General features: G+C 46.7%; 20 protein-coding genes. 9 read left to right on the top strand and 11 right to left on the bottom strand.

The features are described 5' to 3' along the window. Positions 1-2: 2 nt before the first annotated feature. From accB to pqqA, 5 genes are all read left to right on the top strand, one after another. Positions 3-452 carry an acetyl-CoA carboxylase biotin carboxyl carrier protein gene (gene accB, locus A3Q3_RS0109450; RefSeq protein ID WP_020183348.1) on the top strand — a complete coding sequence of 150 codons (450 nt, stop codon included), beginning with the start codon at positions 3-5 and terminating at the stop codon, positions 450-452. 6 nt (positions 453-458) lie between these two features. Next, positions 459-1,808 (top strand): acetyl-CoA carboxylase biotin carboxylase subunit, encoded by a 1,350-nt coding sequence (gene accC / locus A3Q3_RS0109445; protein ID WP_020183347.1) that lies wholly within the window; start codon positions 459-461, stop codon positions 1,806-1,808. Between the two features lie 3 nt (positions 1,809-1,811). Beyond that, the gene (gene prmA, locus A3Q3_RS0109440) at positions 1,812-2,696 is read left to right on the top strand and encodes a 50S ribosomal protein L11 methyltransferase (protein ID WP_020183346.1); all 885 of its coding nucleotides are present in this window, start codon (positions 1,812-1,814) and stop codon (positions 2,694-2,696) included. Position 2,697: 1 nt separating this feature from the next. Further along, positions 2,698-3,585 carry a zinc-ribbon and DUF3426 domain-containing protein gene (locus tag A3Q3_RS0109435; protein ID WP_026361862.1) on the top strand — a complete coding sequence of 296 codons (888 nt, stop codon included), beginning with the start codon at positions 2,698-2,700 and terminating at the stop codon, positions 3,583-3,585. A gap of 163 nt (positions 3,586-3,748) precedes the next feature. Then, entirely contained in the window at positions 3,749-3,820 is a 72-nt protein-coding gene (pqqA, locus tag A3Q3_RS14595; RefSeq protein WP_123236554.1) for a pyrroloquinoline quinone precursor peptide PqqA, read from the top strand. A 104-nt stretch (positions 3,821-3,924) separates the two neighbouring features. Here pqqA and A3Q3_RS0109430 read toward each other — a convergent pair whose 3' ends face one another. Beyond that, a complete protein-coding gene (locus A3Q3_RS0109430) occupies positions 3,925-4,812 on the bottom strand; it encodes a hydrogen peroxide-inducible genes activator (RefSeq protein WP_020183344.1) in 888 nt (295 codons plus the stop codon). 114 nt (positions 4,813-4,926) lie between these two features. Here A3Q3_RS0109430 and A3Q3_RS14590 point away from each other — a divergent pair, with 114 nt between their 5' ends. The 3 genes from A3Q3_RS14590 to A3Q3_RS0109415 all read left to right on the top strand — a co-directional run bounded on the left by A3Q3_RS14590 (position 4,927) and on the right by A3Q3_RS0109415 (position 6,884). Beyond that, positions 4,927-5,049: a hypothetical protein gene (locus A3Q3_RS14590; protein WP_255349036.1), complete on the top strand. Its 123-nt coding sequence runs from the start codon at positions 4,927-4,929 to the stop codon at positions 5,047-5,049. Positions 5,050-5,094: 45 nt separating this feature from the next. Continuing rightward, the gene (locus A3Q3_RS0109420) at positions 5,095-6,582 is read left to right on the top strand and encodes a catalase (protein WP_020183343.1); all 1,488 of its coding nucleotides are present in this window, start codon (positions 5,095-5,097) and stop codon (positions 6,580-6,582) included. A gap of 137 nt (positions 6,583-6,719) precedes the next feature. After that, on the top strand, positions 6,720-6,884 hold the full coding sequence (locus A3Q3_RS0109415; protein WP_020183342.1) for a rubredoxin: 165 nt from the start codon (positions 6,720-6,722) through the stop codon (positions 6,882-6,884). A 278-nt stretch (positions 6,885-7,162) separates the two neighbouring features. On the opposite strand, the gene A3Q3_RS0109405 is transcribed toward A3Q3_RS0109415, so the two are convergent. The 3 genes from A3Q3_RS0109405 to A3Q3_RS0109395 are packed head-to-tail and all read right to left on the bottom strand — an operon-like array spanning position 7,163 to position 10,608. Next, positions 7,163-9,541 carry an EAL domain-containing protein gene (locus A3Q3_RS0109405; RefSeq protein WP_020183340.1) on the bottom strand — a complete coding sequence of 793 codons (2,379 nt, stop codon included), beginning with the start codon at positions 9,539-9,541 and terminating at the stop codon, positions 7,163-7,165. Between the two features lie 6 nt (positions 9,542-9,547). After that, entirely contained in the window at positions 9,548-10,183 is a 636-nt protein-coding gene (locus A3Q3_RS0109400) for a methylamine utilization protein (protein ID WP_020183339.1), read from the bottom strand. Then, positions 10,183-10,608 (bottom strand): group 1 truncated hemoglobin, encoded by a 426-nt coding sequence (locus tag A3Q3_RS0109395; RefSeq protein WP_020183338.1) that lies wholly within the window; start codon positions 10,606-10,608, stop codon positions 10,183-10,185. Before A3Q3_RS0109395 ends, A3Q3_RS0109400 begins: the two co-directional genes overlap by 1 nt. Positions 10,609-10,762: 154 nt before the next feature. Here A3Q3_RS0109395 and A3Q3_RS0109390 point away from each other — a divergent pair, with 154 nt between their 5' ends. After that, positions 10,763-11,635, top strand: coding sequence for a DUF3034 family protein (locus A3Q3_RS0109390; RefSeq protein ID WP_020183337.1), 873 nt, complete (start codon positions 10,763-10,765; stop codon positions 11,633-11,635). Between the two features lie 8 nt (positions 11,636-11,643). Here A3Q3_RS0109390 and A3Q3_RS0109385 read toward each other — a convergent pair whose 3' ends face one another. From A3Q3_RS0109385 to A3Q3_RS14165, 7 genes are all read right to left on the bottom strand, one after another. Beyond that, on the bottom strand, positions 11,644-12,390 hold the full coding sequence (locus A3Q3_RS0109385) for a hypothetical protein (protein WP_020183336.1): 747 nt from the start codon (positions 12,388-12,390) through the stop codon (positions 11,644-11,646). A 95-nt stretch (positions 12,391-12,485) separates the two neighbouring features. After that, positions 12,486-13,583 carry a DegT/DnrJ/EryC1/StrS aminotransferase family protein gene (locus A3Q3_RS0109380; protein WP_020183335.1) on the bottom strand — a complete coding sequence of 366 codons (1,098 nt, stop codon included), beginning with the start codon at positions 13,581-13,583 and terminating at the stop codon, positions 12,486-12,488. A 29-nt stretch (positions 13,584-13,612) separates the two neighbouring features. Next, positions 13,613-14,026, bottom strand: coding sequence for an FdtA/QdtA family cupin domain-containing protein (locus A3Q3_RS0109375; RefSeq protein ID WP_020183334.1), 414 nt, complete (start codon positions 14,024-14,026; stop codon positions 13,613-13,615). A gap of 138 nt (positions 14,027-14,164) precedes the next feature. After that, positions 14,165-15,625 carry an FAD-binding protein gene (locus A3Q3_RS0109370; protein ID WP_020183333.1) on the bottom strand — a complete coding sequence of 487 codons (1,461 nt, stop codon included), beginning with the start codon at positions 15,623-15,625 and terminating at the stop codon, positions 14,165-14,167. Continuing rightward, positions 15,625-16,398 (bottom strand): bifunctional 2-polyprenyl-6-hydroxyphenol methylase/3-demethylubiquinol 3-O-methyltransferase UbiG, encoded by a 774-nt coding sequence (locus A3Q3_RS0109365; protein WP_020183332.1) that lies wholly within the window; start codon positions 16,396-16,398, stop codon positions 15,625-15,627. The genes A3Q3_RS0109370 and A3Q3_RS0109365 overlap by 1 nt, the downstream gene beginning before the upstream one ends. Continuing rightward, positions 16,395-17,333: a GNAT family N-acetyltransferase gene (locus A3Q3_RS0109360; RefSeq protein WP_020183331.1), complete on the bottom strand. Its 939-nt coding sequence runs from the start codon at positions 17,331-17,333 to the stop codon at positions 16,395-16,397. Before A3Q3_RS0109360 ends, A3Q3_RS0109365 begins: the two co-directional genes overlap by 4 nt. After that, positions 17,330-23,296, bottom strand: a complete 5,967-nt coding sequence (locus A3Q3_RS14165) for a tetratricopeptide repeat protein (RefSeq protein ID WP_020183330.1) — start codon at positions 23,294-23,296, stop codon at positions 17,330-17,332. The genes A3Q3_RS0109360 and A3Q3_RS14165 overlap by 4 nt, the downstream gene beginning before the upstream one ends. Between the last annotated feature and the right edge of the window lie 26 nt (positions 23,297-23,322).

Raw genomic sequence — 23,322 nt, 5'->3', positions numbered from 1 at the left:
ATATGGATTTACGCAAACTCAAAAAACTCATTGATCTAGTCGAGGAATCTGGCATCTCTGAGCTGGAACTCACAGAAGGCGAAGAGAAGGTACGCATTAGCCGAGCGTTGATGCATAGCGCTGCACCTGTGACGCACTATGTCTCCGCGCCCCAACAACAAGCTGCTGCTGCGCCAGCTGCAAGTGCCCCAGTTGTACCAGTGCCAGTAGTCGAAGAAGGTCAAGTTGTAAAATCTCCAATGGTCGGTACGTTCTACCGCGCCTCTTCTCCAGATGCCAAGTCTTTTGTGGATATCGGCTCCAGTGTTTCTTCTGGCGAAACGTTGTGCATCATTGAAGCAATGAAGCTACTCAACGAGATTGAAAGCGAATACTCAGGTGTTGTGAAGAAAATCTTTGTTGAAAACGGCCAACCTGTTGAATACGGTGAACCTTTATTCTTGATTGGTTAATGACTTATGTTTGAAAAAATCCTTATTGCCAACCGCGGCGAGATTGCGCTACGTGTGCAACGTGCGTGCCGTGAATTGGGCATCCGTACTGTCGCCGTGCATTCTGAAGCAGACCGCGAAGCCAAATATGTCAAATTGGCGGATGAATCCGTATGTATTGGGCCAGCGCCTTCTAGTCAAAGCTACTTAAATATTCCCGCTGTGATTAGCGCAGCTGAAGTGACAGATGCGCAAGCCATTCATCCCGGCTACGGCTTTTTATCTGAAAATGCCGACTTTGCCGAGCGCGTAGAACAAAGCGGTTTTGTGTTTATTGGCCCACGTGCTGAGACGATTCGCCTGATGGGCGACAAAGTGTCGGCCAAAGATGCGATGCGTAAAGCGGGCGTACCTTGCGTACCAGGTTCAGAGGGCGCACTACCCGATGACCCTGTCGAGATCATTAAAACCGCCAAAAGAGTTGGCTACCCTGTCATTATTAAAGCGGCGGGCGGTGGTGGTGGTCGCGGCATGCGTGTAGTGCATACCGAGGCAGCCTTGATTAACGCGGTATCCATGACCAAAGCAGAAGCGCAAGCGGCGTTTGGCAACCCCATGGTGTACATGGAGAAGTTTCTAGAGAATCCACGTCATATTGAAATTCAAATTTTGGCAGATCAGCATGGTAACGCCGTATTTTTAGGTGACCGTGATTGCTCGATGCAGCGTCGCCATCAAAAAATTATTGAAGAAGCGCCCTCACCTTTATTAAACCCTAAGTTGCGCGACAAGATTGGCGAACGCTGTGCCGAAGCTTGCCGCAAAATTAAATACCGTGGCGCTGGTACATTTGAATTCTTGTATGAGAATGGTGAGTTCTACTTTATTGAGATGAACACCCGCTTGCAGGTAGAGCATACGGTGACCGAAATGATTACCGGCATTGATTTGGTACAACAGCAAATTTTTGTAGCCGCCGGTGAGAAACTGCAATTCCGTCAAAAAGATGTGCAGTTGCGCGGTCATGCCATTGAGTGCCGTATTAATGCGGAAGACCCTTACAACTTTGTACCATCTCCTGGCACCATCAGCCGATTCCATATGCCGGGCGGACCAGGCGTACGTATCGACACACATGCGTATGGTGGTTATATCGTCCCCCCACATTACGACTCTATGATAGGCAAGTTGATTACTTATGGGGATACCCGTGAGCAAGCCATTGCGCGTATGCGCATTGCTTTATCGGAAATGTATGTGGAAGGCATTAAAACCAACATTTCATTGCATGCTGATTTGATGGCGGATGCAGCGTTCCACCTTGGTGGTACCAGCATCCATTATCTAGAGCAAAAACTGGGCATCCACAGTAAGTAAATCTTGAGTTGGCTATTACTTAAAATTCAGGCGAACGACACCAATGCCGACGCGATTAGCGATGCATTGATGGAGTTAGGAGCGCTTTCAGCAAGCATTGAAGATGCCAATGCTGAAACGCAAGCCGAGCAAGCGATATTTGGTGAACCGGGAGATCCGCCTCCCGGTATTTGGCATCAAAACGTGGTCACCGCTATGCTGGAAGCTGATGCCGATGTGATGCAGTTACTGACATCACTGGAGCAAGAAACACAAATATCTGGCTTTAGCTACAGCACCGAAACCATTGAAGAGCAAGATTGGGTGCGCTTGACCCAAGCGCAATTCGAGCCGATTCAGATCACACCCAAATTGTGGATTGTCCCCACTTGGCACGAAGCACCGACACCGGATGCGATTAACATTATCCTAGACCCTGGTTTGGCTTTTGGTACTGGCAGCCACCCCACCACACACTTATGCCTGGCTTGGTTAACGCAACAGCCTACCTTACAACGCGTGCTGGATTACGGCTGCGGCTCTGGTATTTTGGCCATTGCTGCCAAAAAGCTAGGTGCTAGCGAAGTGACTGGCGTAGACATTGACCCGCAGGCAGTGATTGCCAGCAAATACAATGCAGAAAACAATCAAGTCGACATTGCGTTTTATGATTCAAATGCGTATTTACATCATGAGTACGATACTGTGGTCGCCAATATCTTATCCAGTGCACTGATGGTGTTGGCACCCGTCATTGCTAAATCTTGTAAGTCCGGCGGCAAAATGGCGTTGTCTGGTATTCTTGAAACCCAGAAAGAAGCACTCACAGCGCAGTATAGTGAGTGGTTTGATGTCGACACCCCCGTTGTGAAAGATGGATGGGTATTACTCACTGGAACCAAAAGATAACATGCCACTCATTACATCTTGCCCTAAATGTAATACGCAATTTGTTGTTAAAAAAGAACAGCTTAAAGCTTACGATGGGCAAGTGCGCTGCGGTACATGCCAGCATGTGTTCAATGCAAAAGAATATCTGGTTAAACAATCCCGCAGTAAAAAAGTAACGCCTACCAAAGTAGAAGCAGTATTGAGCGATATTTCACTCAACCCCGATACACAAACACTACCGACCGAACATATTGAAATGACTGCACCTGATGCGCTCCAGGCACAGTTCAATCAAGACGCGCCAATCGAACCTGCCACACAAGAAGATACGACTGCCGAAACTCAAGCCGCTACTGGCACCGCACATACCCCTAGCTTTTTGAATGACTTGGCGATTGATGAACCTGTTGCCAAGCCGCTACGCCGCGTACCGTTTAGCTGGCCGCTGTTTGGCTTGAGCTTATTTCTGCTCTTGGTATTGCTGGTACAAGGCATTTATTTTAAACGTACTGAAATTGCTGCGTATTACCCGCAAACCAAGCCGTGGCTCACACAAGCATGCCAATATGCAAAATGCACGATTGCCCTGCCAAACAATATCGATTTACTCACCATTGATGATTCGGACATGCAAGAACACCTCACTTATGCACAAGTGCTGGTGTTCACTAGTACCTTGATTAACCATGCCGATTTTCCACAAGCCTACCCGAACATCGAGCTGACCTTGACCAATGTGGATGATGAGCCCGTGTTAAGGCGCACACTCAAGCCCGCTGATTATATTCATCAGGCGGCGAGCACTGATAGCGGCATTGCAGCAAAAGAAGAGGTGCGCATCAAGCTTCTGTTGAATACCAGCGACATTGCCGTAGCTGGCTATCGCGTTGCACTTCACTACCCCTAATCGATTTCCCACAACCTCTACACTATCCGCTACTGACTCTCATGATTTTCTTGAGATCAATTTGCGCATTACCCATACGTTAAATATTCAGCTGCGTTATACACTGTATACATAGTTTGAACCCAAAGTGAATTAACTAAGTGAGTTTTTAAGGAGAATGATGATGTGGACTACACCAGCAGCTACAGAAATGCGTTTTGGCTTTGAAGTGACCATGTACGTTTGCAACCGTTAATCTAATTAACGTGTTCGTAAAAAGAGGCGCTTATCAGCGCCTTTTTTATTGGCTGAATACAGACCTTGCCGGGCCGAAATTCACTCACCCACACGCTTTGACATCTACATTCTTTGATTGGCTAACTCAATCGCTTCGATTAGTTTTTCGATGGCAGACGTCCTGACAAAGCTTTTACGCCAAGCAATGGCAATCCGGCGAATCGGCGCTGGTTTAATAAATGGCACCACTTTTACCAATGGGTTTTGGTAACGCTCGACGGTAGCCGAAGCAGGCAATACGGTAATACCCAAATTGGAGGCCACCATATTGCGGATGGTTTCCAACGAGTTACCTTGCAGCACCTCACCCTTACGCGATAGTTCCGGACACGCTTGCGTCACTTGGTTACTAAAACAATGCCCACTGTTCAATAACAAGACCTTTTCATCGGAAAGCTCGGCAGGATCGATTTCTTTGCGTGTAGCCCAATGGTGGTCTGAAGGCACCACCACTTTAAACTCCTCATCATATAGGCTGTGCACTTGAATCCCGGGCACATCAAACGGCAACGCGATAATCGCAGCATCGATCACCCCGTTTCTTAATTGCGTCTCTAAATTAGCCGTGAGGTTTTCCTCTACTTCCAGTGGCATATCCGGCGTTGAAACACGCAAAATAGGAATAATCTCCGGTAACAAATAAGGCCCTACCGAATGAATCATGCCCAATTTGAACAGGCCATGTAAGGGGTTCGTCCCAAGCTTAGCCAATTCTTTTAAACGCGAGGCTTGCTCAAGCACCACATTGGCTTGCTCGATAATTTTTTCGCCAATTTCGGTTGGTGTTACTTCTGAACGGCTACGCTCGAAAATAGAGACATTTAGCTCTTCTTCTAGCTTTTTAATACCCAAACTTAGGGCGGGTTGCGTCACAAAACACTTTTCGGCCGCACGCCGAAAGTTACGTTCTTGTGCCACCGCGACTACAAACTTGAGCTCGATGAGTGTCATTGCTGGCTTAGTGATGATTGAAGATGACTTATCATAAACTGATAAGTTTAATTTATCAACAATATCAAAACATACAATTATACAAATAAGCGCCTTCTTTTTAGAATGCTTCTCATGCGTTGCGACAACGACATATTTAAGGAGAAGAAAATGCAAACCATCTATCGAATCGGCAGCCAACAACTGAATCGTCAAGTGGTGATTGAACTGCTAGCTGGCTACGCACTAAGCCACTAACACCATTGAAATATTACTCATAGACGACTTAAAGGAAAACAACCAATGACAAACACTGTATTAACCACTTCTGCTGGCGCACCTGTTGCCGATGACAACAATAGTATTTCCGTAGGGGCACGCGGCCCATTGACGTTTGATAACCATTATTTATTTGAAAAATTAGCGCACTTTAACCGCGAGCGTATCCCAGAACGTGTGGTGCATGCGCGTGGTACTGCGGCTTACGGCACATTTATGGTCACTAAGAGCTTAAAAGATGTCACGATTGCTGACTTCCTTCAAGTGGTTGGTCAGCAAACAGAAGTGTTTTTGCGCTTTTCAACTGTAGGTGGCGGGCAGGATTCTAGCGACTACGGACGCGACCCACGTGGCTTTGCCGTAAAGTTTTATACCAAACAAGGCAACTGGGACATGGTGGGCAACAATACGCCGGTGTTCTTTTTAAATGACCCGATCAAGTTCCCGGACTTTATCCATAGCCAGAAGAAAGATGCGCGTACCAATACGCCCAACCCAGCCAATGCGTTTGAATTCTGGGCCAATCATCCGCAATCCTTACATCAAATGACGATTTTGATGTCGGACCGTGGCATTCCAGCTTCATACCGCCATGTGCATGGCTTTAGCAGCCATACCTTGAGTTTTTATAATGCCAAAGGTGAGCGTCATTGGGTGAAATGGCACTTTAAAACCAATCAAGGCATTAAAACCTTGACCAATGAAGAAGCGGCCAAGATGCCTGCACATGGTGCGCAACAAGATTTGGTGAATGCCATTCACCGTGGCGAGTTTCCAAGTTGGACGGTGCAAGTGCAAATCATGTCAGAAACACAAGCACGTAGCTTCCACATCAACCCGTTTGATTTAACCAAAGTGTGGCCTTACAAAGAGGTGCCGGTGGTAGAGATTGGTCAGTTGGAATTAAACAAAAACGTGCATAACTACTTTGCCGAAACCGAGCAAGTGGCATTTGCACCGAGCAACTTTGTGCCTGGCATTGCCGCATCACCGGACAAAATGTTGCAAGCACGCTTGTTAGCGTATCAGGATGCGCACCGTTATCGTATTGGTGCTAACTTCAACCAGATTCCGGTCAATGCAGGCAAATGCCCGGTCAATCATTATCAACGTGATGGCGCATTTGCGGGAATGGGATGCCCAGTGGGACATAGTGCTGGCGATACAAACTACGCCAACGCTGCTGGCCATGTGAGTGCATCGAATTTCTATCCTAACGATAGAGTTGGCCAAGGTGCACCGGTACCGGTACCCCAAGTTGCAGTGCCGCCGATGCCAGTATTGGAAGACGCATGGATTGGTTACCACGACCAAAGTCAGGAGGACTATTACTCACAAGCAGGTGCTTTGTTCCGCATTATGAACGATAGCCAACAACAGCAATTATTTAATAATATTGCCGGTGGTTTATCCCAAGCCAATGCAGATATTCAAGCACGGATGTTAGCGCAATTTGCCAAAGCAGACCCGGCATATGCAGAAGGTGTGAAACAAGCTCTCAGCAAAATTTAGTGAAGGTTTAGTTGTTGGCTCCTCCCTTTAGCCCGCTTTATGCGGGCTTTTTTTTCGTCTTTGTGTAATGATTCTCTTCATAGAGCGACATTAGAACAATGTCGTGCTTATGCCATATAACGTGAAAGGAATCGATAATGAAATCATGGATGTGTACCGTATGCGGCCTGATTTATGAAGAAGACAAAGGTTGGCCAGAAGATGGTATTGCCCCGGGCACTCGCTGGGAGGACGTGCCTGCGGATTGGGTATGCCCAGAGTGCGGTGTGAGTAAAGCAGAATTTGAAATGGTTGAATTCTAGAAATTGCAAGTGAGATGCAAGTGGTATTACACAAAGCGATGATTCCGTTATTGAGATTATGGCTGAATCCGTTAAAATGCTGCTCGCAGAATATTCTATTATTCGCAGATGCGTAATTTTTTAACTTTACATTAAGGATAAATGGACATGGTAGGTGCAGTGGGTATTTATACGTTGATTGGTATATTGGTAGTCATTGGCGCATTACTCTATGTATGCGTAAAAGTAGTCAAATAAGATTAAGGCTATCCAAAACAAAGGCGCGTCAGCGCCTTTTTTTATGCAGACAATTTTTTAGGCGCCATGTCTTGCGATTGTGCCTCCCACTTGTCTAGCCAGCTTTTGAAGTCTTTTTCCGGCATCGGTTTGCCCATAAAATAGCCTTGACCGTAATCACAGCCCATCTTGGCTAAAATATTCCACACTTCAATATTTTCAATACCCTCTGCCACCACTTTCAAATTGAGGTTGTGCCCTAAATCAACGGTAGAGCGCACAATAATCGTATCGTTATCATTTTTTTCCATGTTCATCACAAACGATTTATCAATTTTGAGCTCTTTTACCGGTAAGCGTTTTAAATAGCCAAGCGACGAGTACCCTGTACCAAAATCATCAATCGCAATTTTCAACCCCATGTTCGCTAGTCGATGCAATGTGGCTTCCGCCCGTACTGGGTCATCCATGATGCTACTTTCGGTGATTTCCAATGAGATCGCATTTTCCGCAATATTAAAGCGTTTAAAAATGGCTTCTACCTTGTCGGGGAAATCCGAGTCAATCAAATCGCGTGTAGAAATATTGACGGCAATGGTGAGTTCAATACCTTCTGTTTTCAGTTCTGTATGCACCCGGCAAGCCTCTTCCAACATCCACAGCGTGATGTCTTTAATCAACCCGGTCTGCTCTGCAAATGGGATAAACTGATCCGGAAAGATCAATCCTTTTTCCGGATGAATCCAACGTACCAGCGCCTCTGCCGCGTAGCCACGCTTGGTTTTAAGATTGACTTTAGGTTGCAAATACAAAGCTAACTGGCGCCCTTGAATCGCGGTTTTCAGTTCGCTGGCTAAGCTCAAGTTCTCTTGAATGCCTAAATCAAACGCAGCGTCATAGAGCACTACGCCAGAATGTTTGCTTTTGGAGACATGCAATGCAGTCTCTGCATTGTGCAGCAGTTGTTCATCACTGTCGCCATGTTGCGGATACACTGCCAGCCCAATGCCTGCTGTCACATCAATTTTTTGCGCAGCCAGATCTATGGCTGTATCAAAGATTTTTTGCAATTTATGGGCTACCGCCAAGCCTTCTTCTAATCCAGCGGAGGCAAGCAACAAGCCATATTCGTCTGCGCCCAACCGCGCCACCATATCGTCGGTTCTGACCATGGCCTTTAAGCTTTGTGCCACGCGGTTAAGCAACTCATCGCCCAAATCGCGCCCCAAAATTTTATTGACCTCTTTAAAACGATCCAGATTCAACACGATGATGGTGAGCGATAAACCACGTTGTTGGTGCGCTGCAATCTTTTCGCCCAGATGTTTAATAAATGCAACCCGATTCGGCAAGTTAGTCACATCATCCCAAAATGCTAGACGAGCGACTTTGGCTTCTCGCGTTGCAATCGCATCGCGCATGGAGTTAAAGGCTTTGCTTAAATCACCAATCTCATCATGGCGATCGGTCTGTATCGTCAGATCGTAATTGCCTTGCTCTAATTGTTTGGCGGTTTCTGACAGTTTTGCAATGGGCGCTGCAATATAGTTAGACACATAAATAATGGCCACAGTAAACACGCCAAGCCCAAAAATGGTGAGGATAAGCAGGGTGTATTTAAGGGTTTGATAGTTGGAAATCTCAGCAGTAATAGAGCGCTGTAATACCGCCAATAGCATGTTGTCACTATCGTGATGCAAGGTCAGCGTTTTAGAATCAAACACGTCATCATTGATACGTACTTCATTGTTGGCCAAGTCTGGCTTTGCTTTATGTTCAAAATAATCAATCAGTGATAACTGGTCATCCCGACTCAAGGTAGACGCACTAGATAGCCATGCACCTTTTTCTGCGCGTTGCAAAAACGTGACTTGCAAGCTGCTTAATTTATTCAGTTTTTCAGCCAACGCATCGTCTATCTCAAACCCAACCACCATCCAGCCAATAATAATCGGTGCTTTAATGGGCACCGCCACCAGCTGGTATGGCATATCATTAAAAATCTCAAAATCAATTTTTTTTGCCGAGGCCGAATGTGTGTCAATCAAATGATTCACCACCGGTTTGGCTTCCTGCTCAGTCAGGTTGCCAGAGACGGTCATGCTGTCATTCTGTACCCCATAAAAGATGGCGATATCGGCATGGATACGGCTTTGGAAGTTATTTAAGGCGGAGAGTATTGTTTCTTGATCGTTTGAGGCAATGGCTTCGCGAAATCCATAATCTGCTGCCAAAATTTTGGCGCCATTGGTGATGTTTTCTGTATTGCTTTCTAATAGGTTTAAGAACACCTTTTCACCTACGTCTAACTCTTTACCCACCAATTTGCGTACATTTTTATCCACGCTGTACTGAATGGGTATCAATCCGGCCAGCTGAATGCCTAAAATCAGCGTCAAGAAAATGACGATAATTTGCTGTTTTAGGCTGCTGAATTTCATGGCGCGCTATTCCCCTTGAATGAGGTTCGCATGATTAATCTCTAATTTTACCGGGATGGCTTTATTAGAGGATTTGACAGAAACAGACTGCTCAACCACCTTGTTCTCTTGCTGCAAGGCGTAATGCCACACCTTAAGTGTGTAATTTTCCTCTGGTACGTTGGCCAGCTTGGCTACGCCATTGCTATCGGTTTTAGCAAAATAGGGCGTATCCACAATATAAACATACGCCAGCATGGTGTCATGAATATTGCAGCCAAGTACCACTGTGCCTGCCTTGTCAAATAACACCGGGTTCGCAGGTACGCCTGAATAGAGCTTGAGCTCAAACTTTTTGGCAGGTGAGAAAGAATAGACGTGATGTCTTACTTTGTCGCGATTAGGGAAATTGATACTAGTACCCACTTGCACTACTGATACTTGCGGGTTGAACTGCTTGGACTTTTGTTCTAGCTCATACCCGGCAGTTGGTGCAATGCCCGCGGTCTTGGTATTTTCAACAAACACCACCGCATCTTTTAGCTTGGCGCCTTTGCTGTCTTGTACTTCTACCAATAACTCTGCGGCATGGCCTTGATGCACGCCGCATAAGATAAGGAACGCCCATGGAACGAGTGTGCGATAGTCAGCCAGTGTTGTCATTATTTCGCCACCACATCACGCTTCATTGGCGCTAAAATTTTCAGTAATTCGTTTTTTTCACGCGTGCCAATGTGGTTGGCGTCCAAAGTATCGCGCAAGGCTTGTACCATCAGCTCAAATTCTGCCGTGGTGATATGCAAGTCAGCGTGCGAATTTTTCATCGTTTCACCTTCATAGACACAATCGCCACCGGTTTTTACGCACAAAAAATCAGCCAATGATTGTTTCAATGCAGGCATCTTAATACCGTCGAAAGAGCGCTTGGTTGCTGGGTTTGTCGCCACAATGTCTAGCGTTTGCGCAGAGATTTTATACAACACTTCTTTACCGCCAATGCGGCTGTACAAACTGGCATCCTGCGTATGGGTTGTTTTACAGGCAGTGATGCAAAGTAACAGGCTTAACCATAACCAATGTGCTTTCATTTGGTGCTCCAGACTTTTCTGATATTGGCATCTTATGCCTATTAGCTGCAATTCATTGACGCAAACTAAGGCCTAATAATTGCTTAGCTCTTACAAATAGTTTGCGCATTAATCATTCACAATTGAAACATAGCATCGGTTTAGGATATTTGTCATGAGAATTTTTTATTTAACATCACCTGCATTCGTGCTGAGCTGCATACTTGGCTTAAGCGCATTGACTGCACATGCGGGCGATCGCTTACTGGCAACAGGTGGCGTATCGCAAATTGAAGGTGCAGGTGGCGGTGGTTTAACGCCTTGGGCGCTAATTGCGGGCTATGGTACCGATGACCAAATTGGCGGCTCCGCCTTTTATACCCATGCCAGAACACAAGATGCTTTTGAATTGAATACCGGCGGCGTTGCGGTGGGATTTTACAATCGCATCGAACTCAGCGTGAGCCAAACCAAATTTGAGCTAGGCAACACGATTCCACATGAATCGATTCGCTTGAACACACTGGGCATCAAGCTGCGTTTGTTTGGCGATGCTATTTATGAGCAAGATAGCTGGGTGCCGCAAGTGGCAGTAGGCGCGCTGATTAAACACAATGAAGATTTTGATTTTGTACCCCAGCTGATTGGGGCAAAAGATGCCACTGGCGTGGATTACTATTTAGCAGCGTCTAAACTGTATTTAGATGCGCTGTTTGGTAGGAATATTATTTTAGGCACCACGCTGATTGCCACCAAAGCCAATCAATTTGGCTTGCTAGGGTTTGGTGGCGACTTACGCGATGACTATCAAATCAAGCCTTCGTACTCAGCTGCAGTGATGCTGACGGATAACTTGCTGCTAGGCTTGGAGTACCGCTACAAACCCGACAATTTATCTGCATTCAATGAAAATGATGCCAAAGATGTGTTTGTGACTTGGTTTCCGCACAAGCGCCTATCTATCACAGCTGCGGCAGTGGATTTGGGCGATGTGGCAGATAAAACCAATCAAACGGCCTGGTATTTATCTGGCCAATTCAGCTATTAATCAACACTTTATTTAGCAGTTAAACCGCAAGCCGCGTTAGCTTGGTTTTCTAAACTGGCATACCGTTGACTGCTACCCGTAGCGACTGCATACGGATTCGATCTCACATAATCAATATAAGCCATTTGCCGCTCACTCACTTGCGCTGACAATTGATTTACACGGCAGGCACAAGCTGTTGCAATCTCTTGACCAGCTTGTGCAACCAACTTTTCTGTACAACGATTTACACTTGCTTGCTGATAGGTAGCGCTCCATGGCGTTGTATTTTTTGTGCTGTCTGTGATGTTGGCTCGCGATTGTGTAATCAGCGAATACAACATTTCCACACTTGCACGCAACTGCCCTAAAGCTGAAGTTTGCAGCGTTTCTGTTGCCGGAATATGCAAGGTAGCAGGATCTACTTTGAACGTTGCTTCTATATTGGTAGTTCTGGGTATCACATAGCCCTGCGCAGATAACATGATTTTTTTTGCAGGGTCGGCATCTAATATAGCGTTGGCTTCATCCAGATGTTGAGCCGGTACGCTCAATGCCAACACGGCGGTGCATGAGTCTGCGCTTACCTCGGTGACGTTGAATTTGACTTGCTGATCACTCACGGCATGAGCAAATGCAGGTGGAATACGGTTAAGCAAAAATGTCTGCTCGTTTTGAGCGAGCAAATTTAATTGAGAGGCACTTAAACAAGCGGCATCTGATAATTGCGATAAACCACTGAACAGTACTACCCAAATACTACGTTTGATACGCATTTATCAGCTCACTTATAAAGAATTGCGTATGTGACAAAGCCTATAGGTGCGAGTTCTATACGATTACAAAAACAGTAGGGGTGAAACGTGCTTATTTAAGCGAAAAAAGCGCGGACTGCAGCAATGGTAGTTTCTACTTCGGCATCTGATAGTTGAGGGCCGATAGGTAAGCTGAGTGTTTGCTGTGCATATTGCTCAGCCAAAGGGTAATTGGTTTGCGCCACTGGGCTATGTTGATATGCCTGTTGCTTATGTGGCGGTACTGGATAATGAATCAAGGTTTGTACGCCAGATTGTGTGAGATGTTGTTGTAAGGCAGCGCGTTGCGCAGTCGCCACCACATATAAGTGCCACACTGGGTTTGCGCCGGTTGGTGTTATCGGTAATGTTAACGGCAAATCAGCCAATGCAGCTTGGTAACGTGCGGCAATGGTTTGTCTGCGTGCATTCCATGCGTCTAAGTATTTCAACTTAACTGTTAATACGGCTGCTTGGATGGAATCTAAGCGACTGTTCACACCCAACTCATCGTTGTAATACTTGACTGCGGATCCGTAGTTACCTAATTGGCGGATACGTTTGGCTATAGCTGGGTTTTGTGTAGTCACCGCACCGCCATCACCCAAGGCACCTAAATTCTTACCTGGGTAAAAACTCCATGCCACTACGTCACCATGGCTGCCAATACGTTGGCCTTGAATTGCTGCACCATGTGCTTGTGCGGCATCTTCTACCACATACAAACCGTGTTGTTTTGCCAAGTCACAAATGGCTGGCATGTCTGCGGGCATGCCGTACAAGTGCACCGGCATAATGGCTTTGGTACGGCTGGTAATATATGGCGCGATATCTGTGGCGGTAATAATATATTGTCCAGAGGCAGGCTCTACCGGGACGGGCGTGGCGCCTACTGCACTCACTGCCAGCCAAGTTGCAATAAAGGTGTGCGAAGGCACAATCACTTCATCGCCTGGCCCAATATCGAGCGCACGCAAAGCCAGAGTTAACGCATCTAGGCCATTGCCCACGCCTACACAATGTTGCGTATGTGTGTATTGTGCAAAGGCAGCTTCAAAGGCTTCAACCTCAGGGCCGCCAATATACCAACCGGAGCGGCTGGCACGTAATACCGCTTCATCCAGCTCTTTGGCCAGCGCATGATAAGCGGCTTTTAAATCTAAAAAGGGAATCACTTCAGTAATATCTAATCAATAGTGCGGAATTAAGCTGCAGCCCAACGTGCACGCATAAAATCATCGTAATTACGGTAGTAGTCTTCTTCGCTGTATTTGTTAGAGGCTAGGCACATGAGCACAGAGCCGGAAGAGAAATTATCAATTTCGCGCCAAATCATCGGGCATACATATAAGCCGTAATAAGAGCGCGCTAAATGAAATTTGCGTTTGTTTTTGCCATCATCCAAGGTGATGTCAAAACTACCAGACATGGCGACAATAAACTGGTGCAAGCCTTTGTGCGCATGACCGCCACGTTCTGCGCCACCTGGTACATCGTAGACGTAATAGACACGCTGCATTTCAAACGGAATTTGCGAGCTGTTTTCCACAAAGGTTAAATTCCCATGTGGGTCATGAATTTTAGGCAATTCAATAATTCTGCAATCTTCTAGTGGCATAGGTACTCCATCTCAGCGTGTAACGCGCTTTCTCAACATATCAATAGGCTTTGGCTTATGTTTGCATCATGCCATACGTGCAAGCGCTACTTTTTAGTAATCAGAAGGCGTTTATCCCGTCAAATTTCGCTTTTGCATTTATGCACTTATGGCCAATGCTTGTTCAGAAATATCGACTGGCAAGATATGCTGTTTCGTTGCAGCATAATGCAGGCCTTGCACCACTTGGTCATTGAGTGAAGTCGCAAAGAAACCACTCGACATGGCCAGCAACGCAATCTCTGGGTAGTGCTGGATAATCGTGCGTTGGTCGAGCTCCCAAGCGTCACGTGCTGCAGCATCCGGCACCAAAAAGCCACCGGGAATACGTTTGATGGCGGCGATGACAGGTACGGTATCTGCTGCAATTAGTCCCATATGCGCTAACTCAGCCAATAGTTTCTCAATGATGAATGCATCATCGGTTGAATCACCATACAACTTGCGGAAATAGTCGCTATTAAATTCAGCCGCGATATTCATAAAGTCGCCATGGTCTTCCGCGCAAGCGGTTTGGTTGGTGATGCGGTACAAGCTGCAATTCAAGTCCACCACATTGAGTAGCGTGTACACATTGCGGATATCGGCTTTTTTAATGCGGAAGAATGACACGGCAATGGCAGACTTTGTTTCCTGCACTGGTGTAGGTTGCAAGCCTAAGCATTTCAATAGCTGCGATGGCTGATAGGTCCATACCAAATCCGTTGCATTGAGTTCAGAGTCAGCACAACGCACTTGCCAGCCGGTTTCTGTTTTAGTCACTTGTTGCACGGCTTGCGTCACGTAATGAATGTTTTTGTGTGCCAGCACTTCTGCTTTTACTTGGGTCACAATCGCACCCACACTGCTTAATTTTGGATAATGGAATTTGGTAGGTGCCAAGTTCACTGGTTTACCTTGGTAGCTCTCCAACAGGGTTTCCGGATAAAACAAGGGCAACCATGCCACACGATGATAACGTGCCAGCATACGATCTGCCGTTACGCCTTGTGCTTTCAGCAAGTAAGGCGCAATGATTTTTTCATGCATGGTTTTACCATGGTTGGCGATGGAAGCCGTGGCATAATCCAAGGTTTCATAGGCATCGCCATTCGATTTTTGACGCGCATGGATAGAGGCTTCTGGCTGCGCTTGCTGTAATTCGGCAATACAATCTTTTGCAAAAGGAAACTGGCTAAAGCTGTTGTAAGCGTTGCTCAAAATCACGTCGTCGTACACGGCGCCATCCACCATCATTTTGGGCATGCTGAATTGATTGAGCGTGCTGTACTTGAGTGCCCACTCATGCACGATATTTAAAAAGCGGCCCACATCGTTGCGTACCGTAGCATCGTAGGTTGCCAGCTCAGACCATTTGGCTTGGTTCAAATACCCATCCAACTCAAACTTAACCAAACCGGCATCAAACATCACGCCATCAATCTGCAAACCAGCAAAGTAGCCACCCAATGGGCCGCCCGGGTTCACCAGCGTCACTTGTTTGCCCTGCTCTGCCAGCTCTAATGCGGCAATCATGCCGGCCAATGCATTGCCTACAATTACTGTGTGGTTAGTCATCATTAGGATTCCTTACGTTGAAGGTTAATGTAAATTTCGGAGCCGTTTTCCGGAAAATGCTTGGTTAATGCCCATAAGCCATCCAACATGGCTTGGTTGGCAAAACCGGTTTGCGCCAGCGTGTGCATTTGTGCATGGGTAAACGGTTTCATAAAAAATGAGCCTTCTGACACCACTGTAAACCCAGTGAGGTCAGCCAATGTCTTGAGGCTTTGCAAATCAAAAATACGGGGTTGTTTAAACGTTTTTTGCAACTCTGAAGGCGCGTACAGTGTATCAATCAAGCCCATTTCTAAGGCCAATAGGCGGTGCATGGATTTCGCATTCGGTACATTCACATGCACCAGCGTACGTGGAGAACATAACGCTTTGGCACTGAGCATTAGCGCTTCAACGTCGGGTACTTCGTGCAGTAAGCTACTGAGTAAAATCAAATCGTAATCACCTTGCAACTGCTCGGTAGCCTCTTCCAAAAAGTGCTGTACTATTTTTACCTTATTGTTTTGTTTTACCTTGTTGTTTTGCGCCATGTCTTGTCTGGCTTTTTCGGCAAACTCACTACCAGGCTCCACAATGCATAAATGCTCAAAGCCCTGCCAGCTATTGGCAATGGTATCCCAGCCGCAACCCACTTCTAAGATACGTTTGGGTTGATGTGTCTCTAATAACTCCAACAATAAGCGTTTGCGATACTGCGCTTGTATCACCTCAAAATTGCTGGCGGAATACGCGCTTTGGTATGCCTCGATCTCTTGCTGTTTGGTGGTCAAACTCATGCCAACTCCAATTCTAGCCATTGCAAAATAGTGGTTCTGCCGCCAAACATTTCTTTTTGTGCCGCTAAGCCTTCATTGAAAGATAAGCCGCGGTTACAGGTGGAAATGCCAAAATTAAAATAGGGTTTATGCGCAAAGGCGTCTGAAATCAAATGCTCCAGCAACGCATCCAAAGCACCGTTTTCACGTGCCGCATCGGTTAAGCCGATGTATTGGGTATGCGTGACCTCGGCATAGTCGTACACCACTACGCCTGCTACCGGCTGGTCAGCAAGGTAAGCCAAATACAATTGGATTTGAGGAAAACGTGACGCCAACAGCTGCATTTCTTGCAAGCTGTGCGTAGGTTTTACCGCATGCCGGTCTTCCAGATTCTGTGTGAGCATTTGCCAAAAACTGGCGTAATCCTCACTTTTTTGTACGGTAATGCCCGCTTTTTTGGCTTTGCCTATGGCGTGTTTTCTACCTTTGGCCAATGGCAAACGTGCAGATTGCTGGATGGTGGTTGATACATCCACCCGCGTGGTGTTGGCACCTAAGCGGTGTAATGCATATAAGTCTTCTTCGCTAGGCACGCGGTGGTAAATATGCGGGACTGGTTTATAAATTAATTTACGCACACCGGCGGCAATGAGCCAATCTTTGAGTTGCTCGAAGATGGTTTTCACATCCGCCGCGCCAGTTTTATCCGCCAACATAAGTCCGCCAAAGGTGAGCCCGCCGTGCGATACCACGGTATCGCCATCGCGACTGGCAGGCAGCATAGCGACCAACTGCCCTTCTTTTTCAATCATTAAAGAGGCATCAGTAAAGCGGTCTGCGTGGTAATCCATATAGCCGCGGTCGAACAAAAACGTACCGTTACGGCTGGCTTGGTTGAAACGATTCCAGGTCTCTAAGTCTTCGGGGCGGTAAGGTTTGAATGTAAAGCTCATGCAAATTGCCCTATCTGTTGTGCATGCAGCCAATCTTTGCATGCTAACAATTGTTGCCATAACGGCAAGAAATTTTGCTCAAATGCTGCACTGTCTGGCGCATGGGTATTAAACAGTTGGATAAAGCCTTGCATGTCTGCAGATTGCTGGAAACGTGCATTGACCGCACCTTGAATCAACTGCACGGACTGTTGCAATTGTTGCGCGCTGATTTTGCCTAGCTTGTAAGAAGCCAGCGCCAGCGCCACCCAAGCCACTGTGCCACACTTGAACACGGGTGAATCATAATTGACGGTGTTTTGTTGCGCATTTTGCCTAAAACCACCTAGGTAGTTTTTAATCACGGCTACTTTGGTATGTAGCGAGATTTCCAATAGCAAACCCACATCTCCTAAGCCATAGTATGCAATGTCTTCTAGGCGGGAGCGTTTGTATAGTTGTACGGCATCGGCACTAAATACGGTATTCGAGAACTCACCTAACCAGTTATCGCAAGTTGGCACTACCGATGCAAACAATTGGTCTGCGCCAATGAAATCAATTTGATTGGTACTTTGCTGTACAAAAGCGGGTACTGCGCTGGCGGCATACGGCTGCCCTAGCTCATTGGTAAACCAACGATAGCTAACCGATGCGCCAATAGCCTCTTGCGTATGCGCTTGCACATGCTCTGCATAGAACGTAGGGTACAAAATGTCATCATCAAACAAAATATGTACTAACTGGCTAGATTGTTGCCAGTGCTCTAGCAAATGCACCACGTTAGACATGGTGCCTTGCTTAGGCCCAGGTATAATGGTGATGTCTAATTTTTCTACGATATGCGCAAGCGCCGGGTCTGCAATCACTTGACTGACTTCGCCATTAGGACTGTCATCCGAAATAATGATTTGGCCAGCCGGGTAGCTTTGCGTGGCTAAACTGACTAGTAGCTGTGGAATAAACGCATGTTTATAGGCCGGGACTAAGGTCGCTAATATCGGTTTTGCTTGCCCGCCAGAAACGAAATCATTTTGCGGTGGTTGTGCTTCTAACTGTGCAACAAATTCTGCGGCCAGTTGCTGTGCTGTCTCAGCACTTAATCCAAACTGCTGACCAATTTCTAAAGTCTTGACGGCTTTATCCACATTGCCTGCCAGCATCAATGCATCGACATAGCTCACCCAATATTGCTCATGCGCTGGATTGGCTGCAATGGCTAACTCAAATCTAGGGATAGCTTCTGCTAAACGTTCAGTATGTGTTTCAATGATTGCCAAATTGTGGTTGGCTTCCGCATGATGCGGTTGTACTTTTAATACTTCTTGATACAGCTGCTCTGCCATCACCAGATCACCAGCGTTTTGTTGCTCTATCGCCAAATCCAATACTTCTTGCAACGCATCGTGTAGGGATTGTGCTGGGTGGACGACATCGGTAAGGCCTCTGTATTGCAATGCATCCAGCACGGCTTGCGGGTCTATCTTAAAATTAGAGTGGACAACATCGGCGTCCAATTGCGCCTCTAACGTTTCACCCAAGATATACGTAAGTGTTTGCCCAATCGGCGAGGCCACATTGCCAAAGTACCAGTAGTTGGCATAGCGTGTGTCGTTCATCATCACCAAGACGTGCGCATCGGCCGGTGCCCACAACATATTCAAAATGGCTGCACCAGAGGCCGCCACAATATATTTGGCATTACTAAATGCGGTAACTTGCTCTAAAAACCCTAATGTACTAGGGTCAATACCCACAAAACCATTCGCGACCAATAATGCTTCTATTGCTTGTTCGTTCACCAGCAAGCGTGCATTAATAGTATTGCCGCGTGTACGCCGAATGAATATTTTTTGTGGTTGCGTAGTGCGTATTTCAGTGCTCACTTTATCCAGCATGGCGTTGCGTAATGCCAATAAAGCAGCCGGATGATAAATCGCACGGTCTGGCGCCGAAGTAATGTCTTTGCCCACCCCCTGAGAAGCTTCGGGACGTTGAAACACCACATTGGCAATCGGGCTAAGCCACATCGCTTGTGGAAAGTGATGCAATGAAAATGGCGCCACCATGATAAGTTGTTCAGGGCTGACCCCTAACAAATACAATGACTCCAGCTGGCTTGGATACGATTGTGCATCCACTAAGATATGATATTGAGATATGTCCACACCAGCCTGCTGCAACACCACAATTTGTGGCAAAAACTCAGTCAGCCAATGCGCATAATTAATAGCGCCATTGCCAATTAAACTAATCACTTTGCAATCATGGTCAACAAGCTCACCCAAGTTGGCATAACCCACTAAATTGATATCGGTACGCACACTGCAATAGCCCAAGCCTTGCTCTGCGGTTTCCCAAGTCTCTGGCGTAAAGTTCTGCGGTTGAATGCACTTATCTTGCACAATCGGAAACGCAGCACTGCCAATCACTTTAAAGTTAGTGACTTCTGCCATATAAATGGGTGGGTGTTGCAACACGTGGGTAGACTGCACCAACGGGTTGGGGCTAGGTTTACCAAATATGGGGATAATCTGCGTGGTGTATTCCGCCGCTGGGTAAAGCTGCGTTGCCTTGAATGCTTTCACCGTGTCATCCACCGTCGTCAATTCAAACGTATGAATATCCAATGCTGCAGCCACATCATTGTCCGGCAAATCCTGCTCTTGCCATTTTTGTAAGTAGCCTTGGTAATGGCGTTGCCAAGATTCACTGCCAAACGCACCGCCACTTTGATGGGTAAGTTGGATATGCCAAGTGCCTAAGGTCATGCCTGCATTGCGTGCGCTTCTGCAAAAATCTAAATCATAAAAATGGAAATCGAACTGCGTATCGAACGCGACTTGGTGCTTAGCTAACGTTGCTTTTTTGGTGGCAAAAAATACACCATCCATCATCTCGCAAGCCGCAGGGACCACTCCGTAATCTGAAACTTCACCATTGGCATGCTGGCCATGCCCAACTTTACCGCTTAAGTATTTGCTGTCATCCCATACAAACTGGGTATTGATAAACGGCCATGCCGGTTGTTTGGGTAATCTACGTTTATTACCTGCCACGCCAATGACATCAAAATGTTGCAGACCTGCCAATACGGCCTCTACAAAATCTGGCTGATCTAGCCAGACATCGTCATGTACAAATACCAATACGGCATCATCGTCCGCTTGTGCAATGCATGTGTTAAAAATCTCTGGTAGGCCACGGCTATTTTCATACGCCACACGCACAGCAATGCGGCTGTCATTGGCCATATGCGTCTTGAGTGATTGTCCAAGGGCGGATGCTTGCCAAAACGCTTGTTCTGTCATGCGCGTTGCGCTGATCACTTCCACAGTAAGCTGTACATTAGAAGTAAGTGCTTGCTTATCATCTTGTGCAGCTGCGCTAGCCACATGACTAATCTGTGCAGATTTTGCCAACTGCGGCGCTTTGCTCTCCCACATGCCACGCAATACTGTCTCCATATGGTGGGCAAAACGTTGGCCATCCATGAGAGGAGAATGCTGTACCTGCGCCCTCAACCCTGCTCGGAGTTGAGATAATTGGCTGGTATCGTTTGCAAGGTGTAATGCTTGCTGCACATACTGCGCTGGCGTACTCACTACCCAATCCACCAAACCTGCTGCGCTCATCATGCTTGCGCCTTGTCTCGCAATTAAAGTACTGCCCGCTAATGTCAGTGTAGGCACACCCATCCATAAAGCTTCACACGTGGTGGTGCCACCGGTGAATGGAAAGCTATCGAGCACCATATCAACATCCGCATAACCGGCCAAATAGTCTTGGCGACTCACTTTACCCAGTAAAGTCACGCGTGCTGGTGCAATGCCACATTGTTGTAAGCGTTTGTGCACGGCAGCCACAATGTGCGCATCGGCAAATGATTTGGATTGCCAACGCAATTTGGCTGTAGGCAAGGCTTGCATTATCTCTGCCCACACTTTTAATACGTCGTCGCTCACTTTCGTCATGTTTTGAAAACAACCAAAGGTGATATAGCCATTGTGCAATGCTGGCAATGCTGCCACTTCTGGCGCTTGTTCCGGTGCGGTAAAGCACATGCGCGTATCCGGCAAGTATTGAATCGTTTCCGTAAACTGGGCTTGATGTTCGGTGGGTACACCCACTGCGTCCACCAGCACATAATCCATGGCTTGTATGCCTGTGGTGGCCCAATAGCCTAGCCAACTGGCTTGCACTGGTGCTGGTTGCCATGCAAACAATGGCAATTTATTACCGCCGGTATGGCCGGATAAATCCAACAAAATATGCAATTGATCGGCATGAATCATGGCTGCAGCTGCTTGATCATTGTGGCCAGCCAACGATTGCCAATGAGCGAAATACGGTTTGAGTGTGGCGGTAGTGGCATCTTCACGCCCATCGGTAGAGTAAGCAAACAACTCGATTTTGTTGGGGTCTACATGGGCTAGCCACGCTTTTAAAAAGTAGGCCACAGGGTGTTGACGCAAATCGCCCGATACCAATCCCACGCGTAAACGTTGGTCTTGGGCACTGACATTCCACTGTGCATAAGGGGTATGTGCCAGCGATTTAGTCAGCTGACCATACTGATGCGCAATTTCTAGACGCGCTTCTGGCGTAAAGTCATCACTGTACGTCATGGCAAACAACAAGTTGTCATGTCCACTCACATTGTTTGGCGCAATCGCTAATACGCGCTGCGTGCTGGCAATGGCTTCTGCAATCATGCCTTGATCGAGATAAATATTGCCTAAATTCAAATAGGCATCGGCATAATGAGGGTCTTTGCTAATGGCTTTTTTCAGACATGCCTCTGCCTGGCTAAGCTTGCCTAACAGCTTAAGCGTCACACTATAATTACTCAGCGTTCTTGCATCATTCGGTTGAAATTTTAAAGCTTGTTCAAAGGCTTGTTCGGCTTCCACATTGACCATTTTGGCTTGTAAAATCAGGCCTAAATTATTCCAAGCATCCCCCAGCTTAGGTGCAATTGCTAATGCTTTACGCACCGCTTCCTCAGCCTCTGCATATCGCCCTTGGTTCATCATCACTACACCCATATTGTTGAGGGTTTCTGCGGTAGGTGGCTCTAAACTCAAGGCCTTGATATAGCAATGTTCTGCGGCTTGCACTTGGCCGGTTTCTTTGTACAACATGCCTAAATTCTTATAGGCAGGTAAATAGCTTTCATCGATGGCAATGGCTTGTAAATAGGCTTGTTCCGCCTCGTCATTACGTTCTAATGCTTTGAGCACAATGCCCAAGTTGTTATGCGCACCGACATGGGCTGGATTACAACGGATGGCCGTGCGGTAATGTTGCTCAGCTAGCGCTAGTTCACCCAGCGCCTTGTAGGCAGCGCCTAAATTGAGGTGAATCGACGCATTGTCAGCATCGGCATTCAGTGCTTTTTCATATTGTTTAATGGCTTCTTTGTGCTTGCTCTGCTCTTGCAGCACCACACCAAAATTAAAATGCATGTGTACATGTTGCGGCGCTAAGTGAAACGCTTTGCGGTAATTGGCTTCTGCCAACGCCCATTGTTTGAGTTCTTTTTGCACATCGGCCAAGTTAAACAGTGCCTGTACAAATTGTGGTGCCAGCTTGATGGCCTTTTGATAATAACTTTGTGCCGCTTGTAATTTGCGGAGGTCGTACAAGCAATTGGCATAGTTGTATTGCGCTTCTGGGTCTTTGGGCAACAATTCTGCAGCATGTTTCAAGGCTTGCTCGGCAGCCTCTAATTGCGACACTTGTTGATATATCACCCCTAATATTTTCCAGGCCATGCCATGCTTGGGATATTCTTGTGTCAGCGCTAACGCCAAGGTTTGCGCTTCTACCTGCGCGCCTTGATTAAAGTGCTGAATGAGCTGATTCAATACCACAGAAGAAGGTATACCTTTTGATTTGCCTGCAGCAGCCATCGGCTGATTTGTCAGCGTGTGTGGCGTCATCGTATTGGATGTCATGGGTTGCTCTTGTGTGGTAATCATCAACAGCCTTGCTTATGGTTAGTATT

Source organism: Methylotenera sp. 1P/1, from assembly GCF_000384355.1.
GTDB lineage: Bacteria > Pseudomonadota > Gammaproteobacteria > Burkholderiales > Methylophilaceae > Methylophilus.
Note: the sequence above shows the minus strand (reverse complement) of the source record. Positions and strands in the feature narration are given on the sequence as shown.

Coding starts and splice junctions, on each gene's coding strand:
- accB (WP_020183348.1), top strand. CDS start 3: ATGGATTTACGCAAACTCAAAAAACTCATTGATCTAGTCGAGGAATCT.
- accC (WP_020183347.1), top strand. CDS start 459: ATGTTTGAAAAAATCCTTATTGCCAACCGCGGCGAGATTGCGCTACGT.
- A3Q3_RS0109435 (WP_026361862.1), top strand. CDS start 2,698: ATGCCACTCATTACATCTTGCCCTAAATGTAATACGCAATTTGTTGTT.
- A3Q3_RS0109430 (WP_020183344.1), bottom strand. CDS start 4,812: ATGACACTCATCGAGCTCAAGTTTGTAGTCGCGGTGGCACAAGAACGT.
- A3Q3_RS14590 (WP_255349036.1), top strand. CDS start 4,927: ATGCGTTGCGACAACGACATATTTAAGGAGAAGAAAATGCAAACCATC.
- A3Q3_RS0109420 (WP_020183343.1), top strand. CDS start 5,095: ATGACAAACACTGTATTAACCACTTCTGCTGGCGCACCTGTTGCCGAT.
- A3Q3_RS0109415 (WP_020183342.1), top strand. CDS start 6,720: ATGAAATCATGGATGTGTACCGTATGCGGCCTGATTTATGAAGAAGAC.
- A3Q3_RS0109405 (WP_020183340.1), bottom strand. CDS start 9,541: ATGAAATTCAGCAGCCTAAAACAGCAAATTATCGTCATTTTCTTGACG.
- A3Q3_RS0109400 (WP_020183339.1), bottom strand. CDS start 10,183: ATGACAACACTGGCTGACTATCGCACACTCGTTCCATGGGCGTTCCTT.
- A3Q3_RS0109395 (WP_020183338.1), bottom strand. CDS start 10,608: ATGAAAGCACATTGGTTATGGTTAAGCCTGTTACTTTGCATCACTGCC.
- A3Q3_RS0109390 (WP_020183337.1), top strand. CDS start 10,763: ATGAGAATTTTTTATTTAACATCACCTGCATTCGTGCTGAGCTGCATA.
- A3Q3_RS0109385 (WP_020183336.1), bottom strand. CDS start 12,390: ATGCGTATCAAACGTAGTATTTGGGTAGTACTGTTCAGTGGTTTATCG.
- A3Q3_RS0109375 (WP_020183334.1), bottom strand. CDS start 14,026: ATGCCACTAGAAGATTGCAGAATTATTGAATTGCCTAAAATTCATGAC.
- A3Q3_RS0109370 (WP_020183333.1), bottom strand. CDS start 15,625: ATGATGACTAACCACACAGTAATTGTAGGCAATGCATTGGCCGGCATG.
- A3Q3_RS0109365 (WP_020183332.1), bottom strand. CDS start 16,398: ATGAGTTTGACCACCAAACAGCAAGAGATCGAGGCATACCAAAGCGCG.
- A3Q3_RS0109360 (WP_020183331.1), bottom strand. CDS start 17,333: ATGAGCTTTACATTCAAACCTTACCGCCCCGAAGACTTAGAGACCTGG.
- A3Q3_RS14165 (WP_020183330.1), bottom strand. CDS start 23,296: ATGATTACCACACAAGAGCAACCCATGACATCCAATACGATGACGCCA.